The following is a 12,970-nucleotide window of genomic DNA, read 5'->3' on the forward strand; positions in this document are numbered from 1 at the left end:
GGCTTGTGAACAGGCTCGTACAAATCTTCCGCTCTCTCACCAGTTCCAGGCCGCGCCGTCGGGGTCGAGAAGCCGCTCGCGCTCCTCGATAGCCGCGATGCGGTCGAGGTCTGCGTCGTCCAGTTGAATCGAACGCGCCTCCCAGTTCTCGCGGACGTGGTCACCGGTCGCCTTCGGTATCGGGACGACCGAATCCTGTGCGAGCCCCCAGGCGAGACAGACCAGCGGGACCGATACCCCGTGTTTGTCGGCAATCTCCTCCAGGATGGGGTGCGTGACAGAGGCCTGTCCCAGCGGACAGTACGCGACGAGGCGGTGGTCGTGGGTCCGGGCGTACTCGCGGAGTTCCTCCTGCTGGAGCAGCGGGTGACATTCCACCTGATGGGCTACAATGGGGGCGTCGAGAATCTCGCGGGCCTCCTCAAGCAGAGAGGGGGTGAAATTCGAGACGCCGACGTGGTTGGTCAGCCCCGACTCGCGGAGTTCGTCCATCGCCTGGAGTGTCTCCTCGGGGTCGTAGGCCTCAATCGGCCAGTGAACGTACAACAGGTCGACGTAATCGAGACCGAGGCGGTCGAGACTCTCCTCTGCCGTCGAGAGGGCGTCCTCGTAAGCGAGGTTCGCGGGGAGGATTTTCGTCGCGACGACGACCTCCTCGCGGTCGACGCTGCTTTCGCGGATGCCCGCGCCGACGGCGCACTCGTTGTCGTACATCTGTGCGGTGTCGACGTGTCGGTAACCCATATCGAGCGCGTCGGCGACGGTCTTCCGGCAGGTGTCGGGGTCGCTGTTGCCGGAGGTGCCAAGGCCGAGCGCTGGCATGTTTAGTTCCATGACAGGTGGTTAGGCTGGAGCTAATAAGGCGTACCGCTCGCGTCGCGGGCAGTGCAGTCACCCTTCCGACCAATCGGTCTCGTCCACCCAGTCCGGCCGCTCGACAGAAATCTCTCCGAGTTGGTGGACGACGAACGACTGGGCTACCGTGACTATCTGACCGTCGTTGTCTTCGATTTCGAGGGACATGTTCGCCTCGTGGACGACGCTCTCGGTGTCAACGAAGACGCTCCCGGTCGCCTCGGTGACCCTCCCAGAAATACCGGACTCATCGGCCGAATCAAGCTCGAACCGGAGGAGTCGGCGGCCGTTGCGCTGGACAGTCTCGGTGGGAACGTACGTCCCGATTCTGAGAATGCCACCCAGGCTCTCCCCGTCGTTGAGCATTTCGGGCGGGTGCGTCCCGGCGAAGTCGCGCTCAAGCTCGCGGCTCTCGACTATCGTCTCACCGTTGGACGTGCCCCGGACATACTGGGTTCTGCCCTCTATGTATATGCGGTTCGTCTCGGTCGAGGCGTCGAACACGAACAGCCGCCGTTCCGACGCCAGACTGCTCCGCCGTTGCTGTGTGACACTCAGCGTCTCCTCTCCGCCGGCGGTGTTGACAAGTTCCTGTTCGAGGTCGTACCCATTCTCGGTTAGGGCCTGACGCGTCGCATCGACGAGTGCCGCGGTATCGTCGATACCGCTCTCAGAGGTTCCCTCCGGAGGGGCGAGAGACTCTGGGGCCGTCTCTCCGTCATCACCCCCGCCGGAGCCGTCGCTTCCGTCGGCACCCTCTTCTCGCTCAGTAGCCCCCGAATCGTCTCCATCACCCTCATCCTGACAGCCCGCAAGTCCCGTCGTCACTGCGAGGCCAGCCACGGCAAGGACGTGACGTCTCGTGCTCTCTTTCGCTGATATTGCTCTCAATCGCATCATCACGCACCCTTCTTCGAGTTAGCGGCGTGTTTCCCGATTTTCGACGCCGTCTTCGCTCCGGCCCCGGTGTTGATGACGACGACATCCTCGTCGGGACCGAAGACACCCTCGGCGGCAAGTTCCATCGTCCCGGCCAGCGCGACGGCGGAGGTGACACACATCTCGACGCCGGCCTCTCGGGCCGCAACAAGGGAAGCGTCGAAGGCCTCCTCGTCGCTGACGGTGACGCCGGTGCCGCCAGATTCGAAGACCGCTTCGAGCATCCATGGGGACGCCCCGGGGTCGGGAATCTCGACCCCGCGAGCGATACTGTCGGGGTTCTCCCACGGCTCGTGTTCCTCTCGACCCTCCTCGATTGCTTCGACGACTGGGGCCGCGCCGGTTGTCTGTGCGACGTGGAGCTTCGGTGGGTCCGCGTCCAGCCAGCCGAGTTCCCGAAGCTCCTGGTAGGCCTTCCAGATACCAATGAGGCCGACGCCGCCGCCGGTTGGGTAGACGATGTGATCCGGCGAAGACCACTCGAAGGCCTCGAAGACCTCGTACCCCATCGTCTTCTTGCCCTCGTGTCGGTACGGCGTCTGAAAGGTTTTCACCGAGTACCAGCCGTGTTCGGCCGCCGCCTCGGTGAAGGCCGCGCCGGCGTCGCCGATTTTTCCTTCCTGGAGGTGGAGGTCCGCGCCGTGTGCTCGGACGAGACTCTTTTTCACCTTGCCGGCCTGGTGGTTGAGGAAGACGTGACAGTTCATGCCCGCGCGGGCGGCGTAGGCGCTCGCGGACTGGCCGGCGTTGCCAGCGGAGTTGAGCGCAACGTCGGTGACGCCCTGCTCGTTCGCACAGGAGATCGCTGCGGCCTGGCCGCGGTCTTTGAACGTGTTCGTCGGGTTCTGACCCTCATCTTTGAACCAGAGGCCGTCGACGCCGAGGTCTTCGGCCAGGCGGGGTGCGTTGACCAGTGGCGTTGCTCCCTCGCCCATCGAGACGATAGCGTCGGGGTCACGGACGGGTAACAACTCCCGATAGTCCCACATCGAGTCGCCGCGAGCGGCCCACTCCTCGGGCGTGATATCGAGAGCATCGTAGTCGTACTGCGGGTCGAGAATCCCGCCACACTCCCGGCAGGGAAACTCGGTGAGATCGAGGTCGTATGTCTCGCCACAGGAACGACAGGTGATGTGTGAGACAACAGTGCCGGTGGTCTCGCCGTCGGTGTGCATGCGGAGAGGGTAGAGCCTCGGGGGCTTAAATCCAAGCCGTCGCGTCGGCCGGCTGAAAGAAGGGTCGTCGGTAACAGACCGTTACCACTCGATTTCGTACTGGCAGGCGTCGCCGCCGTTCTCGCGACAGACGTCTCCAGTCTCCGAACGCTGCGACCACACCTCTCAGTATCCCAAGTCAAACGCACAGGGACACCACCGTGGTGCCGTCGGCTTGTGCTCAGTCGGTGTGAGTTCGGAGGTCGTTCTCGACGGACTCACCCGGCAGGCTGTCCCGGCGCGCGACTGCGACACCGCTGTCGGCGTCAAAGAGATGGACTCGCTGTGGCGGGAAATCGATACCCACCCGTTCGCCCCGACTGACCGCCCCTGGGCCGTCGGTCGTGACAGTCACGGTCGTGTTTGCGAGTTCGACGTACGCGTGAGAGGTTTCGCCCAGCGGTTCGACAACCTCCACGGTTCCGGTCGCAGCCCCCGTTTGTGGCTCAACCACCTCGATTGCCCCCGGTCTGATACCGAGGACGAACGCCCCGCCAGACCGGAGGTCGTCGGCCCGCTCCGGGACGGGATACTCGAACCCGTCGGCGACGAGTTGGTCTCCCCGACGGGTAACATCGAGCATGTTCATCGCCGGCTCCCCGATGAACTCCGCAACGAACCTGTTCTGTGGCCGGTAGTAACACTCCAGCGGCTCGCCGACTTGCTGTAGCTCGCCGTCCTGCATGACCGCGATTCGGTCGGCCATCGTCATTGCCTCTGTCTGGTCGTGGGTGACGTACATCGTCGTCACCTCGAGGTCTTCTTGGAGCTGTTGGATTTCAGTGCGCATCGTCGACCGAAGCGAGGCATCGAGGTTGCTGAGCGGTTCGTCCATCAGAAACACCGCGGGGTCTCTGATGATAGCCCGCCCGAGCGCGACGCGCTGCTTCTGTCCGCCCGACAGCGACTTCGGCTTCTGTTCGAGCAACTCACCGATGTCGAGCAGCTCGGCGGTCGATTCGACGCGCTCGCGGCGCTCGGCGGCCGAGAGGTCCGTCGTCATCTTGAGGCCGAATTCCATGTTCTCGGCGGCGGTCATGTGGGGGTACAGCGCGTAGTTCTGGAACACCATCGCGATATCCCGTTCCTCGGGCCGTCGCTCGGTGACCGGCTCGTCCTCGATTCGAATCGTCCCGTCGGTGACCGATTCCAGACCGGCAATGCAGTTCAGCGTCGTCGACTTCCCACAGCCGGATGGGCCGACGAGCACGAGAAACTCCCCGTCGGCAGCCGACAGTGAGAGGTCGGAGACGGCCTCGACACTATCTTCGCCACGTCCGAACGTCTTCCGTAGTGTTTCGATTTCGAGTTGTGCCATGGATTATCCTTTGACAGCTCCGTCGGTGAGCCCGCGAACGAAATAGCGCTGTAGCGCGACGAAGAAGATGACTATCGGCACGATACCGATAACTGCAGCGGCCGCAATGTTGGTCCACTGCGTCGCCAGCTGATTGTCGAAGACGTAGATGCCCATCGAGAGCGTATAGAGGTCCTCGCCGCCGGGACTGAGCATCGTGTACGCCATCACGAACTCGGACCAGGTCAGAACGAAGTTGAAGATGGCGACGACAGCAATACCGGGCATCACCGGCCGCAACAACACGTACCGCAGCGTCTGAAGGCGATTACAGCCATCGATTCGGGCGGCTTTGTCCAGTTCGGTTGGGATGGTGTCGAAATACCCCTTGAGTAGCCACAGCGAAAACGGAATCTGCAGCCCGATGTACAGCAAGACCAACCCGGCGTGGCTCTCGGTCAGTCCGAGCGTTCGCATGATGTCGTACAGCGGGAGCACGATGACAATCGGCGAAATCATCTGGAATCCCAGCACGGCCAGCAGTAGCGACCGGCGGCCACGGAAGCTGAACCGCGAGAACCCGTACGCCGCTGGCGTCGTCACGAGAAGGATGCCGACAACCGAGAGGACGGCGACAAACAGCGTGTTCCGCATCCACCCGAGGAGGCCGCTGGCGAGTACCGCCCGATAGGAGTCTACCGACAGCTCGCTCGGAATCAGCTCCAGGGACGTGTATACCGCGCTCTCTGTTCGGAGGCTCAGTGAGACAATCCAGAGGACCGGAAACACGAAAAACAGTATTGCCAGGCCGTAGACCAGGTACGTGAGCCCGTCGTAGCAGTACCGGCGGATGCGCGGCCACGAGAGGGTCACGTCGAAGTCGCCGAGGGTGGTATCAGTGCGTCCCGCCATCTATATCTCCTCACTGATGTCGAACACGCGGAAGTAGACCGCGGTGACAACCAGTGTTATCATCAGCAAGACGACTGCCGTTGCCGCGGCCATGCCCATCTGGTAGCTGTTGAACGCCGATTTGTACATCGAGAGTGCAATAACCTCGGTCGCCCGGCCGGGGCCGCCGTTTGTCAGCGCAAAGATGAGGTCGAAGGAATTCAGCGAGTAAATCGTCACGAGAATCGTCACGACGAAGACGACCGATTTCAGTTGCGGGAGCGTGACGTACCGGAACCGCTGGAGCGGCCCCGCCCCGTCGACTTTCGCCGCCCGGTACAGCTCGTCTGGAACCCGCTTGAGACCAGCGTAAAACATTATCATCGAGAAGGCAGTGCCACGCCAGGCCCCGGCGGTGATGACCGAAACCACGGCAATCTGTGCATCAGAGAGGAAGGGGATGATGCCAAAGCCAAGCCGCCCGAACATATTGTTGACGACCCCGACGTTGGTCTCTAAGAGCATAATCTTCCAGACCAGGCCGATGATAATTCCCGGGACAATCCAGGCGCTGAGGACGACGACGCGGGTGACCAGCGGTCCGCGCAGTCCGCGTCTGACGCCGTAGTCGATTGCGAGCGCCAGCCCGAGCCCAAGGCCAATCTGGAGAAGAACGCTTGTAACCGCGTAGATGCCGGTGACACGAAGCGTCGAATAGAACTCCTCGCTGCCGAGCAGCCGGCGGTAGTTCTCCAGCCAGACGTACGACTCCTCGGAGCTGATGAGACTCATGTCGGTGAGGCTCATACGGAACACCTCGAACACCGGGTAGAGCTGGAAGACAGTGATAAACAACAGTGCCGGCAGGAGCCAGAAAAGCGGCCGCGAGACGACTCTGTCGACGTAACTGCGAAGCGTCTGTCGGGTGCGTGCCCCGGCAGAGGATTCCTCTGTCGCCGTCTCAGTTGACATACTCAACGTCACCGTCGTAGGCTGCAGCGATGTTGTCGAGCATCGTCCCGACAGCCTCCTCGGGCGAGGACTGCCGGGTGAAAACGCGTTCTTTGGCTGTTACCCACTCCTCTTCGATGGCCTGGGAGTATATCGGTGCGCTCGGCCTCGCAACACCGTTTTCGAGGAAGTCCCGAAACTGGTCCTGGAACCGGAACGTATCGCTGCTGAACAGGTCGTCATCGTCGAAGACAGAGGCCCGAGTTGGGAGCTGTGACCCCGCCTCGCAGTACCGACCCATCGTCTCCGGCTCGACCGCCTTCGCCGCGAACGACTTGGCTGCTTCCGCTTCCTCACCCTCCTGTGCGTAGACGCCTTCGGTCCAGCCGCCGACGCCGGTTGCAAACTGGTCGGCCTCCCGCATCGGTATCTCTGCCACATCCCAGCGGTCGGGGTTGTCGTCATTCGGCTCGATGCTAATCTGGTACCGGGAGTTGCTCCCGATGAACATCGCCGACTGGCCGTTTGCCGCCTCCTCGCCGAGCTGTGCCGGGTCGTCGAGGGTGCCAACTCGCTGGGGCGTCACGCCCTGTGAGACGAGGTCGTCGAAGAACTCGAACGTCGAAAGCAACGCGTCGTAGTTGTCCTCGTTGCCGAGAACTGGCGCGCCATCGTCGTCGACCAGTTGGCCGCCCTGGCCCCAGAAAAACGGCAGCGTATCCAGCGCACTCATCTGTACGGTAAAGCCGTCTATTCCCTCACCCTCGGCGATTGCACCACCGACCTCCAGCACGTCGTCCCACGTCCGCGGTGACTCTCCGCTCCCGTACTCTTCGACGAGGTCTGTCCGGTAGTACAGGCACCGAAGCCCGGTGTAGAACCACGCCGCGAGGAGGTCATCATCTTCCATCGCAGTGTTTTGTACGAACGGGAAGAAATCGTCGACGTCGTCGACGTAGTCGTTGAGTGGTTGGAGGTACTCCCGGTTGTCCGGAACCCAGACAGAGTCAAGCGTCGACGATGGCGGCGCCTCGCCGTTGCTCGCACGCGTGACCAACTGCGATTCCCACTGGTCCAGGTCTGACTGATAGACCAGGTTCGCCTGGTATTCGGGGTTCTCTTCTGCCCACTCCTCGAACCGGGCTTGCATCGCAGACGCGGTTTCGGCCTGGAGGCTCTCGTCTTCGTCGGGGGAGTAGAACGCGCTCGTCCAGTGGTCGAACTCGACGTCTCCGTCCCCAACCCGCGTGTGTGTGACCAAGCTGTCGCCGTTGTCGTCATCACTCCCTGTGCAGCCGGCGAGTGCCGCCGTACTTATCGCGCCGGTCGCGAGCAGGAACGTTCGTCGTGTCGATTCGCTTGTCGCTTTGTCAATTATATCTGACATTATATATGTCCAGGACTCTATGAATAAATATCTGTCCCGGGTTGGCGATAGCGCTCCTGTGTCAGGACTGCTCTTCGCTGCTCTAACTGCGTCAGTGACAGGGAGGGATTCAGAGGCGGTTCTGGCTACGACCGACATTACAGTCTCTCCGTTAGCTGGACGATTCGCGGGTGTCGGCGCAGTCGGGTCGCCCCGTAGAACGCGGCGACGCCAATCAACACCCCGACGACCGTATCAGAGGCGTAGTGCGTACCGAGATAAACTCGCGAGACGGCGACCATTCCAGCCAGCACGGTGACGACACCGAATGGGAGCACCGACGACTCGCGGGCCGTCATGGTGTAGACAGTCACTGCCCCGGCGTGGCCAGAGGGAAGCGACGCAGCAACGCTGTTCGCGTCGCCGGTCATACAGACCGGGCCAGGTGGGAGCGGCCGCTGGATGGTCGCCCACATCGTCGCGACACAGAGGCCCGTGATTGCGAGCGCGAGCGCACTCGTGTACAGTTCCTCGTCCCACTCGGCGAGATAACAGACGCCAAGAAAGACGAGGGCAGCGGTCGCAGACCCGAGTCCGGTCACCGACGCCATCACCTTCGTCACTAGCGGATGTCGCAACGAGAGGACCAGGTCGACAACTTGGTGGTCGAGCCACGTAATAAAGTCGAGAACGTCGGCGAGAGCGCCGTACATGTCCACAGCGTATCGGCCGCGTGGGTTTATTCTCGTCGGCTATTTCGCCGACAGCCGGTCGTTCTGCCAGCCCCGAACGACGAGTACAATCAGTGTCCCCCAGATGAACAGTTCGAGGTAGAACGACGGTGTGCCGAGATAGTACCAGAAGAACGAACCGGGCGGAATCGCCAGGGGGTCCGGTGGTTCGACCACCGGCCAACACAGAAACAGCGCGTCGGCCGGTCGGCCGTTGACGACGACGTGTCCCGCGTCAAGAGCGAGATGTGACGCCCACCCTATCGCTACAGCCAGCCCACGCCGCCCCGACAGCGCGATTGGAACCATTACGACCGCCAGCAGAGCAGAGTGACCAACCGAGTGAAACAGCGCAGTCACGCCCACCGTGCCGAGTGGCTTGTCAACGACGTCGGGTACAGCAGCACCCACAACGAGCCACAGCGGCGAGCGTCCGATGAGCCGGGAGAGTAGCCCCGCAGCCGCGAGGTGTGTCGGGAACAGCACACCGGAGGTTCGTGGTCGACAGACAAATCAGTATGCACCGCCCAGACGGCCAGTGGCGTGGTAGTAGTCTCGCACGAAGACGGCAATAGAGGGCGCAAGCACCAGTGGTGCGACGCTGAAGACGTGTGCCGTCGAGACTGCCGGGACGAGCGCAACAGTGATAAACGCCATCTGGAGGCCGGCGAGATACCTTCCGAGATTGCTGTCTGGCAACGAGTGGACCGTCCCGCCACGCCAGCGGTGGAGTCGCACTGCGCCGACAAAGACGTACCGGGCGGCCGAGATAGTGAGGTAGTACGCCGGGAGCATCCCCCAGAGGACCGCGACCAGTGGGGCGACAACGAACCCGAAGGTGTCGAAGGCCTTGTCGAGACGCGTTCCAAGCGCCGTCTCCCCGCTGATGGTGCGCGCAAGCGTTCCGTCAAGTTGGTCCAAGATAACTCCCACGCCGTAACACGCGGCAGGCACCCAGGCGAGTGCCGTCTCCGCCGGGACGACGACAAACCCAGCGACGATAGCATACAACGCCCCGCGAAGGAGTGTGGCGATGTTTGCCAGCCCGAACACCTCGCTGTAGGGCATCTGCACCGCCACGGGCCTGTTGAGGCTATAGCTCACGTAGAGGAGCTGTCCGGCCAGGCAGATGCCGGTGACGACTGCAGGGTGGATAATAGCGCTCGGGACGTGTCCCTCGGGAAGCACCGGGAACAGGATAGCCGTAAGCGCAATCGCAACAGTGAGCGACAGCCAGACATGAACCACGGATTGGGCCGGTGTTCGTCCTACGCGTGTGCCCATCGCGAATCACCCCGTCGGTCGCCTATTCCGGCAAATCGGCTGTCTGGGGTTACGTGCCGACAGTAGGGAGCCCCAGCAGTCGTCGTCACGAGTTGTCCCACACTAACACAGCTAACGCAACAATGAGGATGACCTGTGCGACCTTATCGACGGCTCCGAGCGTTCCAATATCACCGGGGAACGATTTGTCCCCGCCAGCGAAATTGAACAGGTACCACAGCACAATTTGTCCGAGAGTGAATGGGATGCCGAGCGCGTACACCGCACGGCGACGAACGTCGGCCAGAACCAAGAGAACACCACCGACGAAGCCGATGCCAGCAACGATGAAACTGATTCCTAATCCACTCGGGACCATCCGAGCGCCCAGTAGGAGGTGAACAGCCGCACTGGCGAGCGCTGCAGCGATACCGACCCAGCGAAGCACAGTCAACCCCCTCGTATCAGACTGCAGCCCCTGCTGCTCCGTTGTAGCCATTACTATCAGTACGCTCTGTACGCGTATATCTAACACACCAAACTGATTTGGCTATCGCCACCACATCCCGACCAGCAAGGGCCGCTAGTCGGTTGTGGCTGTTGTCCGCGACCGGCGGGACCACGGGAACAGACACGGGTGACAGAGGTCACGGCCGAGATATCTCCGAACCAGGGAGACCCGACGCTCTGCCGTCAGCAACTCACAACCTATTTGCCCGACCCGGCCCCTGCCTCGGATATGTTCGTACTCGTCAATCTGAAAGCCTATCCCTGTGACCCGGTCGCCGTCGCACAGGCAGCCGACCGTGTCACGACAGAGCACGACGTGGCAATCGCCCCACAGACCGCCCACATCGGGGCCGTCGCCGAGACGGGCGTTGAGACGTGGGCCCAACACGTCAGCCCAGTCGGACACGGGAGCCACACCGGCTCCACGCTCGCAGAGGCCACCGCCGACGCCGGCGCGGCTGGGACACTCCTGAATCACTCCGAGAAGCGCCTCAAACTCGCCGATATCGACGCGAGCCTCGACGCGGCCGAGCGGACGGGGCTGTCGACAGTCGTCTGTGCCAACAATCCCGACCAGATTGCGGCGGTAGCGGCCCTTGGCCCTGACGCCGTCGCGGTCGAGCCGCCAGAGCTTATCGGTACCGGGACACCCGTCAGCCAGGCCGACCCTGATATCGTCCGGGACGCGGTCGCGGCCGCCAACGAGGTTGACCCTGAAGTGGATGTCTACTGTGGAGCCGGCATCTCGACGGGCGACGACGTGGCCGCGGCCGCGGAGCTCGGGGCTGACGGCGTCTTACTCGCCAGCGGCGTCGCGAAAGCCGACGACCCGCAGGCTGCGCTCGAATCACTCGTCGAATGAGTGGTGTCAGCAATCGGCTATCGTTGAGTTTGCACTAGTTCGGATAAAACCAACCACTCCGTAGAACTGTGAACTGACCGCCGAGGAAACTACCCGATAGAAATAATATGTATACAGGTATCCAAGATGGAAGGTGTGAGTCTTGCACGGTGTTTTTTCAATGTTCGTCTGTAGCAGTGACTGTGTCTTGTATGGTATTTGAGGTTTTCAAACACTAATAGTACCGCCATACAGAGTTATTTGATTTTTCATAACGCTCAGGACTAGCTCGAGAAAATCTTGCGGATCGACTTCTACAGATGAGCATATATTTTTATTCCCCGTAATCGAACGGACGGGCATGGCGACGGAGTGTGGATACACACACGACGTATCGAGCGAGCGCTTCGAGGACATGCCCGGAGATCAGTGGAAGTGTTCTCAGCCAGCGACTGGAGGAGACCGTTGTGTGTTCCACGCCGACCCGGACACCGTGAGCGACGAGACAGTTCGGGAATCGTTCTTGAATGTCGTTGCGACCGAGAAGGGAGCCGTCCGGTTGATTGGTACCAGACTTAGCTCGCTTTCGGTCGACTATGCCATCTTGGATGGACCGTCGAATCATCCTATCGATCTTAGGGAGAGTGTGATTGGAGGGGGCCTGTCAGCACGATATGTCACGGTCAAGCGACCACTGCGACTTGATGGAGCGCGACTGGAAGGCATCGTTAATCTTGAGGACGCAGTATTTTCCCGTCGTGTAGATTTCGGCGATACGGTTTTCGGTGGCCGGGTTTCGTTCAGGCTCGTGAATTTCGAGTCGGCGCTGGATCTGCGTGACGCTGACTTCCACGAACCTGCATATATGCGACTCGCTGTCTTCCAGCGTGGGATCTACGGTGTTGGTGTCACTTTCCATGCCGCCGCGGATTTCCTCAACACACGGTTTGAGGATGTGTGCAATTTCTATCGGGCGTCGTTCCACAGCGGAGCCATCTTCGATAGCAGTACATTCGCCGGTGGAAACGCACAGTTCTTTGAGGCAGAAATCGACTCTCCTGCGGTCAAACTTGACTCGGCAATGGACAACCCGCGGTCCGAACGCGAGTATTATGAAGACATTGCGCTCTCGATGGATGGTGTCACCTGCGATCGGGACCTCCGACTCGCTGGCGCGACGTTAGGTGGCGACGTGGTATTCACCAGCAGCGATCTCGGTCGGGATCTGAAGTGCGGTGACCTCTCGACGACCGACCACATTGTCGTGAATTGTTCCGGGACTACAGTGGTCACTGGTAAAATTGGGGGCAGTAACGATCGCGTGACCTATGACTTTACCGACGCAACGGTTGGGGAAATCGATATCGCAGATGACGCTTCGTTTGACATGTTCCGTTTTGACGAGACGACATTCAGCGGCTTCGACTTTGGCGCGTACAAACAGGAACTTGCTGTCCGGGACTGGCGACTCCACGACGCGAGTACGGACTACTCGCCGACGAGGCTGGAGAATCTTTATCTCCGTGCAAAAAATGGCGCGAACGAAATTGGGGAGACACGAGCAGCAGCGGAGTTCTTCATTTACGAGATGGTCTACCGACGTAGGAACCACTACCACCTGGCGCTGACCGGTTCCAGTATTCGGGAGCGACTGCGGGCTGCATCTAAGTGGGTGTCAAACACGGCGCTTCAGTTTTCGTGTGGCTACGGAGAGCGACCGTTCCGACCGGTTGTATTCTCGATGGGCCTCATCGTTGCGTTCGCCAGCCTGTACGCGCTTCTGGGCGCACCCGTTGTCTACCCGGGTTTTCTTGGGTACTTGACGTTCAGCATTGAGGGGTTCGTCTCGCTCGTACTCGGTTTGCCCGATGTCACCAATCCCGTCCTCGGCTTCTTCGTTGCGGTGGAGGGGTTCCTCGGTGGGTTCATCATCGCATTGTTTGTCTTCACGCTCACCCGGTCTATCAGCCGATGACACGCTGTTGCGACGCTTAACGCCGTCGCTCTCTTCGACCCATCACAAGAGATCTTCTGGTCTATCCATTCTCTGTCTTGTTATTTATTATGCTACTTGGCTCGTGTCGTGTTTTGGAAAGCTATTCAACTAAATTT

The 12,970-nt window shown here is 61.0% G+C and carries 13 protein-coding genes; 2 read left to right on the forward strand and 11 right to left on the reverse strand.

Features of this window, described 5'->3' with window-relative positions:
- Nucleotides 1–36: 36 nt before the first annotated feature.
- The 11 genes from OSC37_RS05530 to OSC37_RS05580 form a co-directional block, all read right to left on the reverse strand.
- Nucleotides 37–834, reverse strand: coding sequence for an aldo/keto reductase (locus OSC37_RS05530; protein ID WP_267163599.1), 798 nt, complete (start codon nucleotides 832–834; stop codon nucleotides 37–39).
- Between the two features lie 57 nt (nucleotides 835–891).
- On the reverse strand, nucleotides 892–1,698 hold the full coding sequence (locus tag OSC37_RS05535; protein WP_267163600.1) for a hypothetical protein: 807 nt from the start codon (nucleotides 1,696–1,698) through the stop codon (nucleotides 892–894).
- Nucleotides 1,699–1,754: 56 nt separating this feature from the next.
- The gene (locus OSC37_RS05540; protein WP_267163601.1) at nucleotides 1,755–2,969 is read right to left on the reverse strand and encodes a threonine synthase; all 1,215 of its coding nucleotides are present in this window, start codon (nucleotides 2,967–2,969) and stop codon (nucleotides 1,755–1,757) included.
- Between the two features lie 220 nt (nucleotides 2,970–3,189).
- Nucleotides 3,190–4,326 carry an ABC transporter ATP-binding protein gene (locus OSC37_RS05545; RefSeq protein WP_267163602.1) on the reverse strand — a complete coding sequence of 379 codons (1,137 nt, stop codon included), beginning with the start codon at nucleotides 4,324–4,326 and terminating at the stop codon, nucleotides 3,190–3,192.
- Between the two features lie 3 nt (nucleotides 4,327–4,329).
- Complete coding sequence (locus OSC37_RS05550; RefSeq protein ID WP_267163603.1) at nucleotides 4,330–5,217, reverse strand: carbohydrate ABC transporter permease; 888 nt, start codon at nucleotides 5,215–5,217, stop codon at nucleotides 4,330–4,332.
- Entirely contained in the window at nucleotides 5,218–6,168 is a 951-nt protein-coding gene (locus tag OSC37_RS05555; protein ID WP_267163604.1) for a carbohydrate ABC transporter permease, read from the reverse strand.
- Nucleotides 6,158–7,534, reverse strand: a complete 1,377-nt coding sequence (locus OSC37_RS05560; protein WP_267163605.1) for an extracellular solute-binding protein — start codon at nucleotides 7,532–7,534, stop codon at nucleotides 6,158–6,160. The genes OSC37_RS05555 and OSC37_RS05560 overlap by 11 nt, the downstream gene beginning before the upstream one ends.
- A gap of 137 nt (nucleotides 7,535–7,671) precedes the next feature.
- Complete coding sequence (locus OSC37_RS05565; RefSeq protein ID WP_267163606.1) at nucleotides 7,672–8,226, reverse strand: phosphatase PAP2 family protein; 555 nt, start codon at nucleotides 8,224–8,226, stop codon at nucleotides 7,672–7,674.
- Between the two features lie 39 nt (nucleotides 8,227–8,265).
- Nucleotides 8,266–8,730, reverse strand: coding sequence for a metal-dependent hydrolase (locus tag OSC37_RS05570; protein WP_267163607.1), 465 nt, complete (start codon nucleotides 8,728–8,730; stop codon nucleotides 8,266–8,268).
- 27 nt (nucleotides 8,731–8,757) lie between these two features.
- Nucleotides 8,758–9,528, reverse strand: coding sequence for a CDP-alcohol phosphatidyltransferase family protein (locus tag OSC37_RS05575; RefSeq protein WP_267163608.1), 771 nt, complete (start codon nucleotides 9,526–9,528; stop codon nucleotides 8,758–8,760).
- 85 nt (nucleotides 9,529–9,613) lie between these two features.
- A complete protein-coding gene (locus tag OSC37_RS05580; protein WP_267163609.1) occupies nucleotides 9,614–10,006 on the reverse strand; it encodes a DUF7475 family protein in 393 nt (130 codons plus the stop codon).
- A 240-nt stretch (nucleotides 10,007–10,246) separates the two neighbouring features.
- On the opposite strand from OSC37_RS05580, the gene tpiA reads away from it, so the two are divergent.
- Nucleotides 10,247–10,879: a triose-phosphate isomerase gene (gene tpiA, locus OSC37_RS05585; RefSeq protein WP_267163610.1), complete on the forward strand. Its 633-nt coding sequence runs from the start codon at nucleotides 10,247–10,249 to the stop codon at nucleotides 10,877–10,879.
- Between the two features lie 340 nt (nucleotides 10,880–11,219).
- On the forward strand, nucleotides 11,220–12,833 hold the full coding sequence (locus OSC37_RS05590; RefSeq protein ID WP_267163611.1) for a pentapeptide repeat-containing protein: 1,614 nt from the start codon (nucleotides 11,220–11,222) through the stop codon (nucleotides 12,831–12,833).
- Nucleotides 12,834–12,970 lie beyond the last annotated feature (137 nt).

The sequence above is a fragment of the Halovenus salina genome (genome assembly GCF_026410925.1).
Lineage (GTDB): Archaea > Halobacteriota > Halobacteria > Halobacteriales > Haloarculaceae > Halovenus > Halovenus salina.